The following is an 18,587-nucleotide window of genomic DNA, read 5'->3' on the forward strand; positions in this document are numbered from 1 at the left end:
GTCCCCAGGGCCCCGCGGGCCGCGGGACGGACGCCGATCAGCCGCGCGAGCGGGCGCGGATCATGTAGCTGTCATAGGGATATTCGCCCACCTGCCACCACAGATAGCCCTCGTTGCGGAAGCCGATGAGCGAATCCATGATCTTCTTGAAGGTGGCGTTCTTGGCCGAGATCTCGGCATAGAGCTCGTTGCTCGCCTTGAGGGAGGCGTCGAGGAACTCGGGCGGGAACGGGCGCAGCTGCGCGCCCTGCCCCACGAGGCGCCGCAGCGCGGTGGGGTTGAAGGCGTCGTATTTCGCCAGCATGTCGGCATTGGCAGTGGCACAGGCCGCCTCGAAGATCGCCTGGTAGGATTTCGGCAACCCCTCCCATTTCGCCTTGTTGACGATGACGTTCATCGTCGGCCCGCCATCCCACCAGCCGGGATAGTAGTAATAGGGCGCGACCTTCACGAAGCCGAGCTTCTCGTCGTCATAGGGCCCGACCCATTCGCAGGCGTCGATGGTGCCCTTCTCCAGCGCGGCGTAGATGTCGCCGGGGGCGATCTGCTGCGGCACCACGCCGAGCTTGGCCACCACCTGCCCGGCAATGCCGCCGATGCGGAATTTCAGGCCCCTGAAATCATCGAGCGACTTCACTTCCTTGCGGAACCAGCCGCCCATCTGGGTGCCGGTATTGCCGCCGAGAAAGCCGACGAGGTTGTAGCCGGCCAGGAACTCGTTCTGCAATTCGCGCCCGCCGCCATGGTAGAACCAGGCGTTCTGCATGCGGGCATTGAGCCCGAACGGCATGGTGGTGAAGCAGGCGAAGCTCGGGTCCTTGCCGACGTAATAATAGAGCGGCGTCTGCGCCACCTCGACGGTGCCGTTCTGCACCGCGTCGAGCGCCTGCAGGCCGGGCACGATCTCGCCGGCGGCGAAGGGCTGGATGGTGAAGCGCCCGTCTGTCGCCTCGCTGACATATTTCGCCACCAGCTCGTTGGCGCCGAAAATGGCGTCGAGCACCTTCGGCACGCTGGCGGTCAGGCGCCAGCGCACGGTCGGGGCGGCCTGGGCGAGCGCGGGGGTAGCGAGGCTGGATGTGGCAACGACCGGCGCGAGGGCGCCGAGGCCGGCAACGCTGAGGAGATCGCGGCGTTTCATGAACGGGCCTTTCCTGCGTCCTGCGGCGCCCGTCACGGACGGCGCGGGAAAAACGAGCGGGGATGTCTTTGCAACAGCGGGCGGGCAAGGGCAATCGCCGATGTGACGGTCGGGCGAATTCCGCAGCCCGGCGAGGTAGCCGCGTGTGGCGACGAGGCGGGCATGGCGGCGGCCCGCTGCGGCCGGGCGTCATCGGCGCCTCGACGCCGCGTAGCGCCCATGCGGGCTTGTGGCATCGTCACGCCCGGCACGGCTTCGCGCGAAGCGGAAGCGGGCTCAAAGGCGCAAAAGCGGAAGCGGGCGGGCTTCCGGCAGGCGCGCCTACCTGCATTGAATGGCGGGCACGCGGCACCGGCCGGCACGCCCTTCCAGCCACGCCTTTTCCAGCACTGCCTGGCGAGGGCGAACCGTTCCATGGCCCGGGCTCGCGGCCCGGAGCCATCGCGCGCCAGCTCACCCTGGATTGCGAGGCACCGGCCGATCGTTGACCGACGCGGCGCGACCTCCCCGCGGACATGCCCGGACCGGAGCCCGGGCATGCCGCGAGAGGCGGGTCGACGACGTCAGCCGCGCGGGCGGGTGCGGATCTGGAAGCCGTCAAAGGTGTATTCGGCCACCTGCCACCACAGGTATTCCTCGTTGCGGAACGCCTGCATGGTGTCGATCAGCTTCTTGAAATCGGCGTTCTTGGCCGAGATCTCGCCCCACAGCTCGTTGGTCGCCTTCAGCGAGGCTTCCATCACGTCCTGCGGATAAGGGCGCAGCTGCGTGCCGTTGGCCACCAGCCGCTTGATGGCCGGCGGGTTCTGCACGTCGTAGCGCGCCTGCATGATGGTGTTGGCGTAGGTCGTCGCGGCGGTGAGCGCCGACTGGTAGGTCTTCGGCAGCTCGTTCCACTTGGCGAGGTTGGTGAAGGAGTGGATGGTGGGGCCGCCTTCCCACCAGCCGGGATAGTAGTAGAACTTCGCCACCTTGTAGAAGCCGAGCTTCTCGTCGTCATAGGGGCCGATCCACTCGGCGCCGTCGATGGTGCCCTTCTCCAGCGCCGGATAGATGTCGCCGCCGGCGATCTGCTGCGGCACCACGCCGAGCTTGGCCATGACCTGCCCGGCAATGCCGCCGATGCGCATCTTCAGGCCGTTCATGTCGGCGACCGACTTGATCTCCTTGGCGAACCAGCCGCCCATCTGGGCGCCGGTATTGCCGCAGGGCATACCGTAGACGTTGTATTTCTTGTAGAATTCGTTGAACGCCTCGATGCCGCCGTTCTGGTACATCCAGGCATTCTGCATGCGGGCGTTGAGGCCGAACGGCACCGACGCGGCAATCGCGAAGGTCGGGTCCTTGCCGACGAAGTAATAGGACACGGTATGGCACATCTCGACCGTGTTGTTCTGCACGGCGTCGAGCACCTGCAGGCCGGGCACGATCTCGCCGGCGGCGAAGACCTGGATCTGGAACTTGCCGTCGGTCAGCTCGGAAACCATCTTCGACATGACTTCCGCGCCGCCATAGATGGTGTCGAGCGACTTGGGGAAGCTCGAGGCCAGGCGCCACTTGATCTCGGGCGCCGACTGGGCGATGGCGGGGGCGGCAAGGGCCGTGGCCGCAACGCCGGAGCCGGCGGCGGCAAGAAACTGACGACGCTTCATAGAGTGTCTCTTTCCTTGTTGGGTTTCCTCATCGGCCCGGTTGACCTCACCGCTTCCGGGCACGAAACGCTTATTGTGCAAAGAGGTACGCTACCCCTAGGCCTGACGCAACAGCACCGGTTTGCGCCTTTTGTCGAGGGTGCGGGACGCCGGCGCCGGGCCCCGCTCCGGCATTGCCCTTGCGGCATTAAGGTCCGCGGCGAGCTTGCGGCAGGATCGGCCATCAAATCGCCTTTTCGCCTTGCCAGGTTTCCAATCGCAGAGGTCGCCCGACAGTATTATTTTGATCGAGAGCGGCCCGTTAGTGAATTCGTAATGAAACGGGGTGAGATTTACCTCGTAGAATTTCGTCTCCGCAGTCGATGTGCATCCTTTGCCTGCCTGCCGGCCGGAATCGGCCCTGGAGAGAGCCTATGACATCTTCCGCCAGATCTTCATTCCTGCTTACCGCCGCGACGGCCGGCCTTCTGGTTTTCGGCATGGTGGCCGAGGCCGCGGCCTGGGGCCGGAGCGGCAGCTTCGCCGGGCGCCGCGGCAGCTATGCCTATTCCGGTTCCGGCGGCTGCAGCTTCGGCGCCTGCTCGCGCAGCCGCAGCGTCACCGGCCCCAACGGCTACAGCGCCTCGCGGCAGGGCACGGTGACCCGCAACGCGCCGGGCAGCTACAGCTATAACGGCACGACCACCGGACCGGCCGGCAATTCGGTGAACCGCCAGGGCAGCGCCACCCGCTCGGCGCCCGGCCAGTGGAACTATGGCGGCACCGCCACCGGGCCGAACGGCAATTCGGTGAGCAAGCAGGGCAGCGTCAGCCGCACCTCGCCGGGCAACGTCACCGCCTCCAGCACCACGACCGGGCCCAACGGCAATAGCGTGACCAAGCAGAAATCGATCTCGGGCGCGCCGGGCTCCTACACCTATTCGAGCACGACGACGGGGCCGAACGGCAATTCCGTCACCAAGCAGGGCGCGACCAATTCCACGCCCGGCGACTACAACTACGCCACCACCATCACCGGGCCGAACGGCAACAGCGCGGTACGCCAGGGCGGCGTGACGCAGACCGCGCCGGGCCAATGGGCCTATGGCGGCACCACGACCGGCCCGAACGGCGCCACCGTCACCCGCCAGGGCAATGCCAGCCAGACCGCGCCCGGCCAGTACTATTATAACGGCTCGACGACCGGCCCTTATGGCGGCACGGTGTACAATCAGGGCACCGGCTCGATCTATTGAGACGGTGCCCGGCAACGCCCTTCACCCACCCCGCCGCGAAGGGCATCTTGCCCCATCACGCCGCCATGCCCGGACCCGCTCCGGGCAGTGGCATGTGGATAGGCGCATATGGGGCGGATATTTCGTTCTTTATTTGTTCTCGATGAACCGCTAGCCTGCTCCCGACTCGCATCGGGGAACTGTGCCATGAGCGACAAGGCCGCGCGGTTTCGCGCCCTGCACGAGGGGCCGGGCGCCTTCATCCTGCCCAATCCGTGGGACGCCGGCACCGCGCGCATCCTCGCCGCGCTCGGCTTTCCCGCGCTCGCCACCACCAGCGCCGGCATGGCCTTCTCGCGCGGCGTGCGGGAGGGGCGGACCGGGCGCGAGGATGTGCTCGCCCATTGCGCGCTGATCGTCGGGGCGACGGAGCTGCCGGTCTCCGCCGACCTGGAGAAGGGCTTCGGCGACAGCCCGGAAAGCGCCGCCGAGACCATCCGTGCCGCGGCCGCCATCGGCCTCGCCGGCGGCTCGATCGAGGATCACACCGGGCGGGCCGAGGCGCCGATCTACGATTTCGCGCTGGCGGTGGAGCGCATCCACGCCGCGGCGGAAGCCGGCCGCGCCCTGCCCGGCGATTTCGTGCTGACCGCGCGGGCCGAGAGCTTCCTGTGGGACCGGCCCGACCTCGACGACACCATCCGCCGCCTGCAGGCCTTCGAGGCGGCCGGCGCCGACGTGCTCTACGCGCCCGGCCTGCGGGACATCGCGGCGGTGCGCACAGTCTGCGCCTCGGTCGGCCGGCCGGTCAACGTGCTGGTCGACGGGGGCGCCACCCATTTCACCGCCGCCGAGCTCGCCGCGGCCGGGGCGCGCCGCATCAGCCTCGGCTCCACCCTCGCCCGCCTCGCCTATGGCAGCCTCGTCGGCGCGGCGCGGGAGATGCGCGCGACCGGCACCTTCGGCTTTGCCGGTCAGGCGATCGGCTTTGCCGAGCTGGAAGGCTTCTTCGCCGACCCGCCGCTGGACGGGGCCGGCTGAGCATCGGCGCACCGGACATGGTCGCCACGGTGCGCTGTCCGAAGGCTCAGGTCTCCATCACGATGCGCGGCGCCGGGCGGGCGGTCGCGCTCCTGCCTTCGAGCGCGCCCCGCACCGAGCGGGCGATGGAGCGGTAGATCTCCGCCTCCGGGCTGTCGGGCCGGGTGGCCACCACCGGGCGGCCGGCATCCGAGGTCTCGCGGATCGCCATGTGCAGCGGCACCTCGCCGAGGAACGGCACGCCGAGCCGCTGCGCCTCGTGCCGCGCCCCGCCATGGCCGAAGATGTCCGAGCGGGTGCCGCAATGCGGGCACAGGAAATAGCTCATGTTCTCGACCACGCCGAGCACCGGCACGTTCACCTTCTCGAACATGGCGATGCCGCGCCGGGCGTCGATCAGGGCGAGGTCCTGCGGCGTGGAGACGATCACCGCGCCGGCCAGCGGCACCTGCTGCGCCATGGTCAGCTGCGCGTCGCCGGTGCCGGGCGGCATGTCGACGACGAGGATGTCGAGCGGCGCCCAGTTCACTTCCTTCAGCATCTGGCTGATCGCCGACATCACCATCGGCCCGCGCCAGATCATCGGCGTCTCCTCCTCGACGAGGAAGCCGATCGACATCACCTTCAGCCCCCAGGACGACATCGGCTGCAGCATGCGGCCCTCGACGTCCGGCTTGCCCTTGAGGCCCATCAGCCGCGGCACCGAGGGGCCGTAGATATCGGCGTCGAGCAAGCCGACCCTGAGGCCCAGCGCCGACAGGCCGAGCGCCAGATTGGCGGCCAGCGTCGACTTGCCGACGCCGCCCTTGCCGGAGGCCACCGCGATGATCGAGCCGACGCCAGGCAGGCCGCGGCCCTCCTTCTGCGGATCGGCCGGCGGCTGCGGCGCATGCGCGTGACCGGCGTGGCCCGCTGGCGCGCCGCCCTGCCCTGAGACCCGCACCGGCTGGGTGGAGCTGCCGCCGACGGGGGCCGGGGCCGAGCCGGCCTTCCGCTCGGCGGTCAACGCCACCAGCGCCGAGGTGACGCCGGGGGTCGCGCGCACCGTGCGCTCCACCGCCGCGCGCACCGGCTCCCAGGCCTGCGCCTGCGCCGCGTCCACGGTTATCGAGAGATAGACCTTGCCGTCGGAGACCAGCACGTCCGACAGCACGCCCGTCTCGGTGATCGGCCGTCCGTCGGGGGCGGAGACCTGTGCCAGCCGTGCCTTCACCTCGTCCGCGCTCACCGCCATGTCGCAACTCCCGACCGTAAACCTACACGCTTTGCAGACCGTGAGACACCACGGCGTCGCCAGCGTCAACCCGCCGGCCGCCATCGGCCGATCAGGGGCGCTTATGGCGGAGGCGGTCTTTTCGCATTGCACGATTGACGGTCAGTTTCGACCATTGACTAGGAATGCATCACACCCCGTTGCGCATCCCCCCGAAAAAATGCCAGCATCCGGGGTACCGGAACAGAAGAACAACCGGCTGCAACACTCTTCCACAGGGGAACAGCATGAGCCTCGTCACTCGTTTCGCGGCGGCCGCCATCATGGTCGTCGCCGCCGTCGGCGGCGCCTCCGCCAAGGACTGGAAAACCGTCCGCATCGGCACGGAGGGCGCCTACCCGCCCTTCAACTATGTCGAGAACAACGAGATCAAGGGCTTCGACATCGATATCGGCAAGGCGCTGTGCGCCAAGATGAAGGTCGAGTGCACCTTCGTCGCGCAGGATTGGGACGGCATCATCCCGGCGCTGCTCGCCGGCAAGTACGACGCCATCGTCGCCTCGATGTCGATCACCGAGGAGCGCAAGCAGCAGATCTCCTTCTCGAAGAAATACTACAACACCCCCGCGACCTTCGTGACCACGAAGGATTCGAAGATCACCGACACCTCGCCGGCGGCGCTGAAGGGCAAGATGCTCGGCGCGCAGGGCTCGACCATCCATTCCAACTATCTCGAGGACGTCTACGCCAAGGCCGGCGCCGAGGTGAAGCTCTACGGCAAGCAGGACGAAGCCAATCTCGACCTCGCCAATGGCCGCCTCGACGCGATCCTGGCCGACAAGGTCGTGCTGCTCGAATGGCTGAACTCCAAGGACGGCGCCTGCTGCAAGTTCGTCGGGCCGGAATACAAGGACGTGAAGTATTTCGGCGAGGGCGTCGGCGTCGGCATCCGCAAGGACGACCCGGATCTGGTGGCCATGTTCAACAAGGCGATCGACGAGATCGTCGCCGACGGCACCTACAAGACGATCAACGACAAGTACTTCCCCTTCAGCGTCTACTGAGCCGTATCGAGTTGAGACGCGGCGCGGCGCCGTTCCGGTCCGAGGCTTCCGGAACGGCGCCCGTCCTGTGCCTCGCAGAAGGCGCCGGCCCTCGGCCGGACGCGGAGCGCTGAAACCGGGATGCTGGACCTCCTTCGCCTATTGTCCTTCGGCCCCGGCGGCTGGGGCGACGAGATCGCCCGCGGCGCCTTGCTCACCATCGAGCTGGCGCTCGCCACCCTGCCCTTCGGCCTGGCGCTCGGCCTCGCGGTCGCGCTGGCCAAGGACATGCACTCGCCGATCATCCGCGGCGCCGCCACCCTGTTCACCACCGTCTTCCGCGGCCTGCCCGAGCTGCTGACGCTGTTCATCGTCTATTATGGCGGGCAGATGCTGTTCACCCGCCTCGCCGGCTACTTCGTCGACGGCGCGTCGGTGGAGGTGAACCAGTTCTTCGCCGGCGTGGTGGCGCTCGGCCTGGTGCTCGCCGCCTTCTCCAGCGAGGTGTTCTACGCCGCGCTGAAGGCGGTGCCGCGCGGGCAGTCGGAAGCCGCCTTCGCGCTCGGCCTGCCGAAGTGGAAGGCGTTCCGCCTCGTCGTGTTCCCGCAGCTCTGGCGGGTCGCGCTGCCCGGCCTGTCCAACAACTGGATGGTGCTGATGAAGGACACCTCGCTGGTGTCGGTGATCGCCATCAACGACCTGATGCGCCAGACCGCCATCGCGGTGGGCGTCACCAAGCAGCCCTTCTTCTTCTATCTGGTCGCCTGCGGCATCTATCTCGCCTTCTCGATCCTCTCCAGCCTGGTGCTGACCCGCGCCGAGGCGCGCGCAAGCCGGGGCCTCAAGCGGGTGGGGGCCAAATCCTGATGATCGGTTCCATGATCGAGACGCTGCTCACCCCCGTCGGCCACGGCTTCCTGGCGCTGATGGGCCTCGTCGGCTTCAATGCCGACCTGATGGACCGCTACGGCCTGCGCTTCCTCGACGGTGTGTGGGTAACCGTGCAGCTGGTCGGCCTGTCGATGATCTTCGGCGCCATCCTGTCGCTGCCGCTCGCCATCGCCCGCGTCGAGGGCGGCAAGATCGCCGGCCGCCTCGCCTTCGGCTATTCCTATTTCTTCCGCGGCACGCCGCTGCTGGCGCAGACCTTCCTCGTCTATTACGGCGCCGGCCAGTTCCGCGAGCAGCTCACCGATATCGGCCTGTGGTGGTTCTTCCGCGACGCCTTCAACTGCGCGGTGTTCACCTTCACGCTCAACACCGCCGCCTATCAGGCGGAGATCCTGCGCGGCGGCATCCAGAGCCTGCCGGTCGGCCAGAACGAGGGCGGCAAGTCGCTCGGCCTGTCGCCCTACCAGGTCTACCGCACCATCATCCTGCCGCAGGCCTACGCCATCGGCCTGCGCCCGCTCGGCAACGAGCTGGTGCTGATGATCAAGTCGAGCGCCATCGCCTCGGTGGTCACCGTCTACGACCTGATGGGCGTCACCCGCCTCGCCTTCTCGCGCTCCTACGACATGGAGGTCTATCTCTGGGCGGCGGTGCTCTACCTGCTGATGGTCGAGGTCGTGCGGCGGGTGTGGAACGTGCTGGAACGCCGGCTGAACCGGCATGTGCTGGTCTCGCGCTGAGGATCAACCCCGGCGCACGATCCGCGCCACCTCCTCGCGCAGCACCGGCAGCAGTTCCGCCTCGAACCAGGGATGGCGCTTCAGCCAGCCGCTATTGCGCCAGGAGGGATGCGGCAGCGGGATCAGCTTCGGCTTCTCCCGCGCCTCGATGATTTCCCGCCAGCGCGTCACCCGCTCGGTGAGGCTCAGCCCGGCGAAACGCTCCAGCCCCAGCCGGCGCAGATGATAGGCCTGCGCCGCATTGCCGACCGCCACCACCAGGTCGAATGCCGGCCGGGCGGCGAACAGTCTGTCGTGCCACAGTTCCCCGCATTCCCGGCGCGGCGGCAGGTCGCCGCCCTTGGCGTCCTGTCCGGGAAAGCAGAAGCCCATGGCGGCGATGGCGACGCGCGCCTCGTCGTAGAACGCCTCGCGGTCGAGCCCGAGCCAGTCGCGCAGCCGGTCGCCGGACGCATCGTCGAAGGAGCGGCCGGAGAGATGCACCTTTGTGCCCGGCGCCTGCGAGGCGATCAGCAGCCGCGAGGCGGCACCGACATGCAGCACCGGGCGCGGCTCGTGCGGCAGCGGCCGGCCGCGCGGCGCCTCGACGCAGGCGCGGCAGGCGCGAATCTCGGCGAGCAGGCGGTCGAGGTCGGAAGGTGGCGTGTCCATGCGCCCCTATGTGGCGCGTCCGAGCGATTCCGTCACCGCTGGCGCGCCCGGAAATCCGCCGGCATCTCGAACGGGCCGGACCAGATGCCGCGCCCCGCCGCCTTTGCCGCCGCCTGCTCGGCGCGATAGGCCAGCCCGGTCGCCACCGCGAATCCCTGTTCGACCATCAGCGCGCCGAGATCGCGCCCGCCCGCCTCGCAGATCGACACCGAGCGGCCGTAGCGGTCGCCGTCGACCGGGCGGCAGGTGATCGCGGCGGATGCCGCCGCCGTCGCCATCGCCTGCCTCGCCCGCTCGCCGCAGGGCCATGTCCGGCCCGGCGCGCCGCAGTTCTGGTGCAGCTCCGGCGCATCGATACCTTCCAGCCGCACCCGCGTGCCGCCGAGCTCGAAACTGTCGCCGTCGGCGACCCGCACCGCCCCGTCGAGCGGCGGCACGAAGCGCTCCACCACCAGCGCCACCGCGATCAGTGCCAGCGCGAACAGGACCGAATGCCAGGTCGAGGGCCGCCAGCCGCCGCGCGGCAGGGCCCCGCGTCCGGGAAGGCGTCGGGGAACCCGCCAGCGGCCGCCCGGCGCACGCACCGGCTCAGGCGTCCGCGACGCCGGCTTCCGCGAAGGTCGCCATGCCGGCATGGCAGGCGATCGCCGCCTTGACCACGCCGATGGCGAGCGCCGCGCCGGAGCCCTCGCCGAGCCGCATGTCGAGGTCGAGCAGCGGGCGCAGGCCGAGGCGCTCCAGCACCCGCCCATGCGCCGGCTCGGCCGAGCGGTGGCCGGCGAAGCAATGGTCGAGCGCGCCCGGCTCCATGGCGTGCAGCACGGCGGCGGCCGCCGTCACCACATAGCCGTCGAGCACCACCGGCACGCGCTGCATGCGGGCGGCGAGGATGGCGCCGGCCATGGCGGCGAGCTCGCGCCCGCCCAGCTTGCGCAGCACTTCCAGCGGGTCGTCGAGATGGCCGCGCGCCCGCGCCACCGCCTGCTCCACCGCCGCGATCTTGCGGGCGAGCACCTCGCCGGTCGAGCCGGTGCCGGGGCCAACCCACTCGGCGGCGCTGCCGCCATAGAGCCCGTGGAGGATGGCGGCGGCGACCGTGGTGTTGCCGATGCCCATCTCGCCAAGGCAGAGCAGGTCCGGCTCGCCGGCCAGCGCTTCCATGCCGAAGGCCATGGTGGCGGCGCATTCGGCCTCGGTGAGCGCGTCCTCCTCGACGATGTCGCGGGTCGGCAGGTCGAGCGCGAGGTCGAACACCCTGAGCCCGGCGCCGAACACGCCGCAGATCTGGTTCACCGCCGCCTTGCCGTCGGTGAAGGTGGCGACCATCTGCTTGGTCACCTCGCTCGGATAGGGCGAGACGCCGCGCCGGGCGACGCCATGGGTGCCGGCGAACACCGCCACCGTCGGGCGGTCGATGCGCGGGATTTCGCGGCCCTGCCAGCCGGCGATCTTGATGGCGATCTCCTCCAGCCGGCCCAGCGCGCCGGGCGGCTTGACGAGCTGCCCCTGCCGCGCCCGCGCCGCCGCTTCCGCCTGCGTATCGGGCGCTGGAAGGCTGAGGAACAGGTTGCGGATGTCGTCGAAGGGAAGCCCGGTGGCGGTGCGCTGCATGGGTACCTCGAAGGGGACGGATCGGCGTCGGCGCGGGGTAGCCCCTCGCAGGCCGGGAGGCAATCGCTAAATGGCGGCGGGAGACGTATCGTTGACCTCACGCCCCATGCGGTGGCGAAGGCGCTCCATGTGCCGCGCACCCGCATCGAGCGGCCGGCCGGCGAGGAAACCGCGATCGCCGCCGGCACCGCGCTCCGGCTCGGGCGCTTCCTGGGAACCCCCGCGGATTTCTGGATGAACCTGCAATCAACCTACGCGCTTGCGCAGGCGGAGCGCGCCACGCCCGACCTCGACGCCATCCGCCCCTACGCCGCGGCCTAGGCGCGCCGGCCACGCCTCCGGCTGCGATCGCGGGAACCGCCTCGCCTGCGCCGGCGATTGCGGCTATGCAGCAGCATGCCCGCGCCCTTCACCCCCGCCTTCCTCGACGAGCTCGACCGCCTGTTCGTCTGGCGGCGGGATGTGCGGCACTTCGAGACCCGCCCGCTGCAGGACGGCGCCATCGCCTCGCTCATCGAGCAGGCCTGCCGGGCGCCGAGCGTCGGCTTCAGCCAGCCGTGGCGCTTCGTGCGGGTGGCGGCGCCGGAGCGGCGGGCGCGGGTGCGGGCCATTTTCGAGGGCTGCAACGCACAGGCGCTGGCGGCGCAGCCGGACGAGCGCGCGGGCCTGTATGCCCGGCTGAAGCTCGCCGGCCTCGACGACGCGCCGGAACAGCTCGCGGTGTTCGTCGACGCCGCGACGCCGACCGGCGGCGGGCTCGGCCGCGCCACCATGCCGGAGACCGCCGCCTATTCCGCCGTGCTCGCCGTGCACACGCTGTGGCTGGCGGCCGCCGCGCGGGGGATCGGCGTCGGCTGGGTGTCGATCCTCGATCCGCAGGCGGTCACGGCGGCGCTCGACCTGCCGGCGGGCTGGCGGCTGGTCGCCTATCTGTGCATAGGCTATCCGCGCGCGCCCTCCGATGTGCCGGAACTGGAGCGCGCCGGCTGGGAGCGACGCCTGCCGCCCGGCGATGTCGTGCTGTACCGCTGAACGAGTGTCGCCCGATGGACCTGCGCTCCCCCGCCGCCGCGCTCCGCGCCGTCCTCGCCCCGGTGCCGGCGGCGCTGCGGTTTCTTACTCGGATACCCGTGCCGGCTTTTTCCTGGGAGAAGGGGGACGGCCCGCCGGACCTCGACCGGCTCGGCCCGGCCTTCCCCTTGGCCGGCGCGATCGTCGGGCTGATCGGCGCCATCGTACACCTCACTGCACTCACCCTGCTGCCCGGATTCATCGCCGCGACGCTGGCGGTGGCGACCCTCGCCCTCGCCACCGGGGCGCTGCACGAGGACGGCCTCGCCGACACCGCCGACGGGCTCGGCGGCATGGGCCGCGAGCGCCGGCTCGCCATCATGCGCGACAGCCGGCTCGGCACCTTCGGCGCGGTGGCGCTGCTGCTGGCACTGCTGCTGCGCATCGGCGCGTTGGAGGCGCTGGCCGCCCTCTCCTGGGTCGGCGCGGCGGGCGCGCTGGTCGCCGCCTCGGCGCTGGCCCGCCTGGGCGCGCTGGCGATGATCGGTGCCCTGCCCTCGGCGCGGCCGGACGGGCTCGCCGGCCGCGCCGGGCGTCCCAGCACCGCCACATTGTGGACAGCCGGAATCGCCGCGCTGGCGATCGTCGCGATTTTCCTCATCCCGACAATGGGTTGGACGGCACTCGCCGGCGGCCTCGTTGTCGCCGCGGCGGCGTGGGCCGGCCTCGTCCGCCTTGCCGCGGCCAAATTTGGCGGGCAGACCGGAGACGTCGCCGGTGCGGCGGCGCTCGCCGTCGAGATTGCGTTCCTGATGGGGGCGCTTATCTTCGCACGGTCGTTCGGATGAACCGCCCGATTCCCATGCCTATACTCGTTTCGACCCCCTGTATCGGAGTGTGCGCACTCGATGCCGCCCGACGCCATTGCGTCGGATGCGGCCGCACGCTCGAGGAGATCGGTGCCTGGCCAAGCCTCGACGAAACCACCCGCCGCGCCATAATGAACCGGCTCGCACGCCAACGCTGCGAGGCCGGGCGATGAATGCCGACCGCTTCATGTGGGTGGTGGTGATCGGCCTTGCCGCGGGCATCGGCCTCATCGTGTGGAATGCCGAGGCCGGCGGCATCGCCGGGCTGAGCACCAACCAGCTCACCCGCCTGGTCGCCTTTTCGGCGATGGCGCTGGTGGTCGGCGCGGGGGCCATGGCGACCTTCACCGGCCGCCTCGGCGAGGCGTTGCGCGCCGCGCTGCTGTGGCTGGTCATCTTCGCCGTGCTGGGCACCGGCTATACCTACCGCTACGAGATGCATGCCGCGGCCTACCGGGTGCTCGCCGAGCTCGCCCCCGGCTATGCCGTTCCGGTCGCTCGCGATTCCGGCCCGGCGATCGAGGTCGCCCGCGCCCGCGACGGCGATTTCAACATCCGCGTCGAGATCAACGGCAACCGCATCCCGATGCTGGTCGACACCGGCGCCTCCAGCGTGGTGCTGACGCCGGAGGACGCGGTGGCGGCCGGCCTGCCGATCGAATTGCTGCGCTACGATATCCCCATCGACACCGCCAATGGCCGCGGCCGCGCCGCCGCGGTAGTGCTCGACCGGGTGTCGATCGCCGGCAGCATCGAGGAGCGGCAGGTGCCGGCGCTGATCGCCAGCCCCGGCACGCTGAAGCACAGCCTGCTCGGCATGACCTTCCTGTCGCGGCTCGAGAGTTTCGAGATCCGCGGCGAGAAGTTGGTGATGCGCGCCAAGGCGCTCGACCGCTGAATGTTTCAGCCGACGATCATCGCCACCGCGAAGCGCAGCCCCATGAGGGCGAGATAGACGCCGAAGCCGACCTCCAGCTGGCGCCTGGTGAAACGGTGCGCCAGCTTCGCCCCGAACGGCGCCGCCAGCACCGCGATGGTCCCCACCAGCAGCGCGCCGGGGATCGAGATGAAGCCGAGCGAGAGCGGCGGCAGCTCGGCGAGATGCGGCCAGCCGCCAAGCACATAGCCGATCACCCCCGGCACCGCGATCAGCGCCCCGAGGACGGAGGAGGTGGCGATCGCCTGATGGATCGGCACCCGGTAGAGAGAGAGGATCGCCACCGCGATGCCGCCGCCGCTGATGCCGACCAGCGCCGCGATCACGCCGATGAAGGCGCCATAGGCCCGCATCGTCCACGGCCCCGGCAACTCGTCCGCCAGCACCCAGCTGTCGCGGGCGAACAGCAGCCGGATCGACATCAGCACCGCGAAGACGACGAAGGCGAGCTGAAGGACGCGGTCCGGCGAGACCGCCGCCAGCGCCGTGCCGGCGAGCACGCCGATCACCAGCGGCACCACCCATTGCCGCAGCACCCCGGTATTGATCCTGGTGTGCGAGCGATGGGCGGAGAAGGAGCGCAGCGCGGTGGGCATGATGATGGCGAGCGCCGAGCCGACCGCCAGATGCATGCGCAGCGCGTCCGGCACGCCGAGGACGCCGAACACCTCATAGAGCACCGGCACCACGATAGCGCCGCCGCCGATGCCGAACAGGCCGGCAAGGATGCCGGTGGCGAAACCGGCCACGACGAGAATGCCGACCAGCCAGAGGATCTGGTCGAGCGGAAGGGAGGCGAGGATCATGCCACCAAGGCCCGCCGTTCCTCGGCGCGGCGCACCTCGTCGACCGCCGCGCGCAGCACGTCGAGATCGGCCCCGGCCTTGACGCCCTCGATGGCGAGGCGGCGGCGGAAGGCGCGCGCGCCCGGCCGGCCGGTGAACAGCCCGAGCATGTGGCGGGTGACGTCGTGCAGCCGCCCACCGGCGTCGAGATGCGCGGCGACATAGGGCTCGAAGGCCGCCACCGCGGCAAAGGCGTCGGCATGGGGATCCGGGCTGCCGAACAGCCGGGAATCGACCGCCAGCAGCCATTCCGGCTGCTGGTAGGCGGCGCGCCCGAGCATCACCCCGTCGACATGGACGAGATGCGCCTCGGCCTCCTCCAGCGAGCCGATGCCGCCATTGATGATGACCGGCACCTGCGGCAGGCGCTGCTTCAGCCGATGGACCCGGTCATAGTCGAGCGGCGGGATGTCGCGGTTTTCCTTGGGGGAGAGCCCTTCCAGCCAGGCCTTGCGGGCATGGACGGTGAGCGTGTCGGCGCCGGCCGCCAGCACCGCGTCGGCAAGGGCGTCGAGCGCCGCTTCCGGGTCCTGCTCGTCGACGCCGATGCGGCACTTCACGGTGACGGGAATGCCGACCTCCGCCTTCATCGCCGCGACGCAGGCGGCCACCAGCGCCGGATCGCGCATGAGGCAGGCGCCGAAATTGCCGCCTTGCACCCGGTCGGAGGGGCAGCCGACATTGAGGTTGATCTCGTCATAGCCGCGCTCGCCCGCAATCGCCGCGGCCCTGGCCAGCGCGACCGGATCCGAGCCGCCGAGCTGCAGCGCCAGCGGATGCTCGACGGGCGAGAAGCCGATCAGCCGGTCGCGGTCGCCATGGATCACCGCATTGGCGGTGACCATTTCGGTATAGAGCAGCGCCCGTGCCGAGAGGGTGCGATGGAACGCGCGGCAATGCCGGTCGGTCCAGTCCATCATCGGTGCGACGGAGAATCTATAGGGTTGAAAAGTCATGGTTTTCTAGAGGCAACCATCCGATTGACACCACCGGGCGCCCACCGTTCGGCGCCTTGTCGTGCCGCCTTATCCCACGTTTCGGCGCCGAAAACACAGGAGCGCATGAAAAATGGTTTCCTTCGGCATCGGAGCGTGGCACGCGCGGCGGCGCCGCGCGTCAGCGGAAGGGCGGCTCGTCGAAAGAGCGCAGCTTGCGCGAATGGATGGTCGAGCCGGCCTGCTTCAGCTTGTCCAGCGCGGCGAGGCCGATCCTGAGATGTTCGCTGACGGCGCGCTCGTAGAAGGCATTGGCGGCGCCCGGCAGCTTGATCTCGCCATGCAGCGGCTTGTCGGAGACGCAGAGCAGCGTGCCATAGGGCACCCGCAGCCGGTAGCCCTGCGCGGCGACGGTGCCCGACTCCATGTCGACCGCGATGGCGCGGGAGAGGTTGATGCGCCGGCGCTCCTTGGCCCAGCGCAGCTCCCAGTTCCGATCGTCCTGCGTGACGACGGTGCCGGTGCGCAGGCGCCGCTTCAGCTGGTCGCCCCTCTCGCCGGTGACCTCGGCCGCCGCCTGCTGGAGCGCGACCTGGACCTCGGCGAGCGCGGGGATCGGGATGTCGGTGGGGACGAGTTCGTCGAGAATGCCGTCCTGCCGGAGATAGGCGTGGGCGAGCACGTAGTCGCCGATGATCTGGGTCTGCCGCAGCCCTCCGCAATGGCCGACCATCAGCCAGCAATGCGGCCTCAGCACCGCGAGATGGTCGGTGATGGTCTTGGCATTCGAGGGGCCGACGCCGATATTGACCAGCGTCACGCCGGTCCCGTCGGTGCGCACGAGATGGTAGGCCGGCATCTGGAAACGGTGCCAGGGCGCCGACATCACCCGCTCGACGGCGGTGACGTCGATGCCTGCGCGATCGATCCTGATGCCCCCCGGCGTCACCAGCGCCTCGGCGGTGCCCGCCTCGATCTCGGCGAGGCCGGAGCGGACGAACTGGTCGACATAGCGGTGATAGTTGGTCAGCAGGATCCACGGCTGGAAGGCGCGCCAATCGGTCCCGGTATAGTGGACGAGCCGGCGCAGCGAATAGTCCACGCGCACGGCATCGAAGAGCGCCAGCGGCCGCGGCTCGCCCTCCACCAGATCGAAGGTGCCGTCGGCGATCTCGTCGCCCACCAGCGACAGCAGCGGCGTCGGGAAATGCCGCGCGAGCTCGGACGCCGTGACCTTGCCGCGGCCGAGCTCGTCGCCGCCGTCGAGCGCGTAGGGATAGGGAATCTCCTGCGTGCTGACGCCGGTCTCGATGGTCACGCCATATTCGTCGACGAGCGGCTGCAGCTGATCGAGCAGATAGCCGCGGAATTCCGCCGGATGGGTCACGGTGGTCTCGTGCATGCCGGGCACGGCGAATTTCGCGTAGCCGCGCTGGCTCCTCACCGACGACGCCCTCACCCGTTCGTAGGTCACGCGCAACAGCGGGTAGCGGTAGCGCGCCCGCTCCTCGGCGTCCGGCGCCCGCCCCGTCTCGAAGAAGCGATTGAGGTCGTGCCTCAGCGCCTGGCGCGCCGCGCCATACAGCCTCTCCAGCCGGTCGATGGCGGCCTGCGGGGTCGTCGCGGTCTCGAACGTCATCGGATTCATGGTCTCCATCAACCGCTGCTAGCGCGTATTGATGCAATCGGGAAGGCTTTAATGCCGGATGAACGGGAGCCCGCGCGCGCCTGCGGTCCGCCGGCAGAGCCGAAAGAAAACCCGCCCTCGCTGGAGGGCGGGTCCGGGCCTCGATCAGGGCGCCGACGCTCTAGAACGGGCTGTCGGGGAAATAGAACTGGTCGGCATTTTCCGGCGTGATCAGCGTCGAGCCGATGATGAACCGCCCATAGACCGGCGTGTCCGACACGAAGCGCAGGGCGGTGATTTCCAGCGCCGCCGAGATCAGCGCCGGCGGGTAGGTGACGTCGACCGGCAGCTGCGGATCCTTGTCCTTGATGCGCCTGACGATCTCCTTCATGCCGGCGCCGCCGATGACCCACATCTCCTTCTGGCGCCCGGCCTGCGAAATCGCCTCCAGCACGCCGATGGCCATGTCGTCGTCCGCCGCCCAGACGGCGTCGATCTTCTTGTGCTTGGACAGGTAGTCCTGCATCACCGAGAAGGCCTTGTCGCGGTTCCAGTTGCCGTGCTGCATGTCGAGGATCTCGATCCCCGAGCCGTTGATGGCGGCCTTGAACGCATCGACGCGCTCATTGTCCAGCGTCGTGGGAATGCCGCGCAGCACCACGATCTTGGCGCCGCTCTTCAGGTTCGCCTTGAAATACTCGCCGGCCACGCGGCCGAAGGCGGTGTTGTCGCCGGCGACATAGAGGTTCTCGATGCCGGGCTGCGCCAGGCCGCGATCCACCACGGTGACCCATTTGCCCGCCTCCTTCACCGCCTTGACCGGGCTGGTCAGCGGTTCGGATTCGAAGGGCAGCACCACCAGCGCGTCGATGTTGCGGGTGGCCATCATGTCCTCGATGTCGTTCACCTGCTTGCCGACATTGCCGGCGGTCGCGAGAACGAAATCGAGGTTCGGATAGGTCGCCTTCAGCCGCTGGATGCTTTGCTGCGCGTGCCAGTTGAGCCCGCCCATGAAGCCATGCGTGGCCGAGGGGATCGAGACGCCGATCACCACCTTCTTGCCTTGCGCGACCGCCGGGACGGCGAGGCCGGTGGCAAGGGCGACAGCGGCCGAACTGGCCAGGAACGTCCTGCGCTTCATCTTGTTTCCTCCCATGTTTCCGCTC

The 18,587-nt window shown here is 69.5% G+C and carries 20 protein-coding genes; 10 read left to right on the forward strand and 10 right to left on the reverse strand.

Going from position 1 to position 18,587, the window contains the following annotated elements:
• Positions 1-37: 37 nt before the first annotated feature.
• Together AC1RU4_RS17205 and AC1RU4_RS17210 are read right to left on the reverse strand one after the other, a co-directional pair.
• On the reverse strand, positions 38-1,141 hold the full coding sequence (locus AC1RU4_RS17205; protein WP_492892341.1) for a TRAP transporter substrate-binding protein: 1,104 nt from the start codon (positions 1,139-1,141) through the stop codon (positions 38-40).
• A 563-nt stretch (positions 1,142-1,704) separates the two neighbouring features.
• Complete coding sequence (locus AC1RU4_RS17210; RefSeq protein ID WP_492892342.1) at positions 1,705-2,793, reverse strand: TRAP transporter substrate-binding protein; 1,089 nt, start codon at positions 2,791-2,793, stop codon at positions 1,705-1,707.
• A 413-nt stretch (positions 2,794-3,206) separates the two neighbouring features.
• On the opposite strand from AC1RU4_RS17210, the gene AC1RU4_RS17215 reads away from it, so the two are divergent.
• Positions 3,207-4,028 carry a hypothetical protein gene (locus AC1RU4_RS17215; RefSeq protein ID WP_492892343.1) on the forward strand — a complete coding sequence of 274 codons (822 nt, stop codon included), beginning with the start codon at positions 3,207-3,209 and terminating at the stop codon, positions 4,026-4,028.
• Between the two features lie 186 nt (positions 4,029-4,214).
• A complete protein-coding gene (locus tag AC1RU4_RS17220; RefSeq protein ID WP_492892344.1) occupies positions 4,215-5,048 on the forward strand; it encodes an isocitrate lyase/PEP mutase family protein in 834 nt (277 codons plus the stop codon).
• A 46-nt stretch (positions 5,049-5,094) separates the two neighbouring features.
• On the opposite strand, the gene AC1RU4_RS17225 is transcribed toward AC1RU4_RS17220, so the two are convergent.
• Positions 5,095-6,282, reverse strand: coding sequence for an Mrp/NBP35 family ATP-binding protein (locus AC1RU4_RS17225; protein ID WP_492892345.1), 1,188 nt, complete (start codon positions 6,280-6,282; stop codon positions 5,095-5,097).
• 266 nt (positions 6,283-6,548) lie between these two features.
• Here AC1RU4_RS17225 and AC1RU4_RS17230 point away from each other — a divergent pair, with 266 nt between their 5' ends.
• The 3 genes from AC1RU4_RS17230 (at position 6,549) to AC1RU4_RS17240 (ending at position 8,935) form a co-directional block, all read left to right on the forward strand.
• Complete coding sequence (locus AC1RU4_RS17230) at positions 6,549-7,325, forward strand: ABC transporter substrate-binding protein (RefSeq protein ID WP_492892346.1); 777 nt, start codon at positions 6,549-6,551, stop codon at positions 7,323-7,325.
• A gap of 120 nt (positions 7,326-7,445) precedes the next feature.
• The gene (locus tag AC1RU4_RS17235; protein ID WP_492892347.1) at positions 7,446-8,171 is read left to right on the forward strand and encodes an ABC transporter permease; all 726 of its coding nucleotides are present in this window, start codon (positions 7,446-7,448) and stop codon (positions 8,169-8,171) included.
• 11 nt (positions 8,172-8,182) lie between these two features.
• Positions 8,183-8,935, forward strand: a complete 753-nt coding sequence (locus AC1RU4_RS17240; protein ID WP_492892348.1) for an ABC transporter permease — start codon at positions 8,183-8,185, stop codon at positions 8,933-8,935.
• A 3-nt stretch (positions 8,936-8,938) separates the two neighbouring features.
• Here the strand turns inward: AC1RU4_RS17240 and AC1RU4_RS17245 are convergent, their stop codons facing one another.
• Genes AC1RU4_RS17245 through cobT form a run of 3 tightly spaced genes read right to left on the reverse strand, consistent with a single transcriptional unit; the run spans position 8,939 to position 11,197 of the window.
• Entirely contained in the window at positions 8,939-9,586 is a 648-nt protein-coding gene (locus AC1RU4_RS17245; protein ID WP_492892349.1) for a uracil-DNA glycosylase family protein, read from the reverse strand.
• Positions 9,587-9,618: 32 nt separating this feature from the next.
• Positions 9,619-10,170, reverse strand: coding sequence for a thermonuclease family protein (locus AC1RU4_RS17250; RefSeq protein ID WP_492892350.1), 552 nt, complete (start codon positions 10,168-10,170; stop codon positions 9,619-9,621).
• Between the two features lie 4 nt (positions 10,171-10,174).
• Positions 10,175-11,197: a nicotinate-nucleotide--dimethylbenzimidazole phosphoribosyltransferase gene (gene cobT, locus AC1RU4_RS17255; RefSeq protein WP_492892351.1), complete on the reverse strand. Its 1,023-nt coding sequence runs from the start codon at positions 11,195-11,197 to the stop codon at positions 10,175-10,177.
• Between the two features lie 87 nt (positions 11,198-11,284).
• Here cobT and AC1RU4_RS17260 point away from each other — a divergent pair, with 87 nt between their 5' ends.
• From AC1RU4_RS17260 to AC1RU4_RS17280, 5 genes are all read left to right on the forward strand, one after another.
• Positions 11,285-11,518, forward strand: a complete 234-nt coding sequence (locus AC1RU4_RS17260) for a HigA family addiction module antitoxin (protein ID WP_492892407.1) — start codon at positions 11,285-11,287, stop codon at positions 11,516-11,518.
• 75 nt (positions 11,519-11,593) lie between these two features.
• The gene (gene bluB / locus AC1RU4_RS17265) at positions 11,594-12,229 is read left to right on the forward strand and encodes a 5,6-dimethylbenzimidazole synthase (protein WP_492892352.1); all 636 of its coding nucleotides are present in this window, start codon (positions 11,594-11,596) and stop codon (positions 12,227-12,229) included.
• Positions 12,230-12,243: 14 nt separating this feature from the next.
• Positions 12,244-13,056: an adenosylcobinamide-GDP ribazoletransferase gene (gene cobS / locus AC1RU4_RS17270; protein WP_492892353.1), complete on the forward strand. Its 813-nt coding sequence runs from the start codon at positions 12,244-12,246 to the stop codon at positions 13,054-13,056.
• A 14-nt stretch (positions 13,057-13,070) separates the two neighbouring features.
• A complete protein-coding gene (locus AC1RU4_RS17275; protein ID WP_492892408.1) occupies positions 13,071-13,250 on the forward strand; it encodes a DUF1289 domain-containing protein in 180 nt (59 codons plus the stop codon).
• Positions 13,247-13,975, forward strand: a complete 729-nt coding sequence (locus AC1RU4_RS17280; protein ID WP_492892354.1) for a retropepsin-like aspartic protease family protein — start codon at positions 13,247-13,249, stop codon at positions 13,973-13,975. Before AC1RU4_RS17275 ends, AC1RU4_RS17280 begins: the two co-directional genes overlap by 4 nt.
• A 5-nt stretch (positions 13,976-13,980) precedes the next feature.
• Here AC1RU4_RS17280 and AC1RU4_RS17285 read toward each other — a convergent pair whose 3' ends face one another.
• The 4 genes from AC1RU4_RS17285 to AC1RU4_RS17300 all read right to left on the reverse strand — a co-directional run bounded on the left by AC1RU4_RS17285 (position 13,981) and on the right by AC1RU4_RS17300 (position 18,562).
• Positions 13,981-14,820: a sulfite exporter TauE/SafE family protein gene (locus AC1RU4_RS17285; RefSeq protein WP_492892355.1), complete on the reverse strand. Its 840-nt coding sequence runs from the start codon at positions 14,818-14,820 to the stop codon at positions 13,981-13,983.
• Positions 14,817-15,815, reverse strand: a complete 999-nt coding sequence (gene dusA / locus AC1RU4_RS17290; protein WP_492892356.1) for a tRNA dihydrouridine(20/20a) synthase DusA — start codon at positions 15,813-15,815, stop codon at positions 14,817-14,819. The genes AC1RU4_RS17285 and dusA overlap by 4 nt, the downstream gene beginning before the upstream one ends.
• 160 nt (positions 15,816-15,975) lie before the next feature.
• Positions 15,976-17,433: an AMP nucleosidase gene (locus tag AC1RU4_RS17295; RefSeq protein WP_492892357.1), complete on the reverse strand. Its 1,458-nt coding sequence runs from the start codon at positions 17,431-17,433 to the stop codon at positions 15,976-15,978.
• A 169-nt stretch (positions 17,434-17,602) separates the two neighbouring features.
• Positions 17,603-18,562 carry an ABC transporter substrate-binding protein gene (locus tag AC1RU4_RS17300; RefSeq protein WP_492892358.1) on the reverse strand — a complete coding sequence of 320 codons (960 nt, stop codon included), beginning with the start codon at positions 18,560-18,562 and terminating at the stop codon, positions 17,603-17,605.
• Positions 18,563-18,587: the final 25 nt, after the last annotated feature.

This window comes from Ancylobacter sp. GW821-FHT10E12, assembly GCF_058809335.1.

What these genes read in the sequence shown, in the direction of transcription:
- AC1RU4_RS17205 (WP_492892341.1), bottom strand. Translation starts at nt 1,141, where the DNA reads ATGAAACGCCGCGATCTCCTCAGCGTTGCCGGCCTCGGCGCCCTCGCG.
- AC1RU4_RS17210 (WP_492892342.1), bottom strand. Translation starts at nt 2,793, where the DNA reads ATGAAGCGTCGTCAGTTTCTTGCCGCCGCCGGCTCCGGCGTTGCGGCC.
- AC1RU4_RS17215 (WP_492892343.1), top strand. Translation starts at nt 3,207, where the DNA reads ATGACATCTTCCGCCAGATCTTCATTCCTGCTTACCGCCGCGACGGCC.
- AC1RU4_RS17220 (WP_492892344.1), top strand. Translation starts at nt 4,215, where the DNA reads ATGAGCGACAAGGCCGCGCGGTTTCGCGCCCTGCACGAGGGGCCGGGC.
- AC1RU4_RS17225 (WP_492892345.1), bottom strand. Translation starts at nt 6,282, where the DNA reads ATGGCGGTGAGCGCGGACGAGGTGAAGGCACGGCTGGCACAGGTCTCC.
- AC1RU4_RS17230 (WP_492892346.1), top strand. Translation starts at nt 6,549, where the DNA reads ATGAGCCTCGTCACTCGTTTCGCGGCGGCCGCCATCATGGTCGTCGCC.
- AC1RU4_RS17235 (WP_492892347.1), top strand. Translation starts at nt 7,446, where the DNA reads ATGCTGGACCTCCTTCGCCTATTGTCCTTCGGCCCCGGCGGCTGGGGC.
- AC1RU4_RS17240 (WP_492892348.1), top strand. Translation starts at nt 8,183, where the DNA reads ATGATCGAGACGCTGCTCACCCCCGTCGGCCACGGCTTCCTGGCGCTG.
- AC1RU4_RS17245 (WP_492892349.1), bottom strand. Translation starts at nt 9,586, where the DNA reads ATGGACACGCCACCTTCCGACCTCGACCGCCTGCTCGCCGAGATTCGC.
- cobT (WP_492892351.1), bottom strand. Translation starts at nt 11,197, where the DNA reads ATGCAGCGCACCGCCACCGGGCTTCCCTTCGACGACATCCGCAACCTG.
- bluB (WP_492892352.1), top strand. Translation starts at nt 11,594, where the DNA reads ATGCCCGCGCCCTTCACCCCCGCCTTCCTCGACGAGCTCGACCGCCTG.
- cobS (WP_492892353.1), top strand. Translation starts at nt 12,244, where the DNA reads ATGGACCTGCGCTCCCCCGCCGCCGCGCTCCGCGCCGTCCTCGCCCCG.
- AC1RU4_RS17275 (WP_492892408.1), top strand. Translation starts at nt 13,071, where the DNA reads ATGCCTATACTCGTTTCGACCCCCTGTATCGGAGTGTGCGCACTCGAT.
- AC1RU4_RS17280 (WP_492892354.1), top strand. Translation starts at nt 13,247, where the DNA reads ATGAATGCCGACCGCTTCATGTGGGTGGTGGTGATCGGCCTTGCCGCG.
- AC1RU4_RS17285 (WP_492892355.1), bottom strand. Translation starts at nt 14,820, where the DNA reads ATGATCCTCGCCTCCCTTCCGCTCGACCAGATCCTCTGGCTGGTCGGC.
- dusA (WP_492892356.1), bottom strand. Translation starts at nt 15,815, where the DNA reads ATGACTTTTCAACCCTATAGATTCTCCGTCGCACCGATGATGGACTGG.
- AC1RU4_RS17295 (WP_492892357.1), bottom strand. Translation starts at nt 17,433, where the DNA reads ATGACGTTCGAGACCGCGACGACCCCGCAGGCCGCCATCGACCGGCTG.
- AC1RU4_RS17300 (WP_492892358.1), bottom strand. Translation starts at nt 18,562, where the DNA reads ATGAAGCGCAGGACGTTCCTGGCCAGTTCGGCCGCTGTCGCCCTTGCC.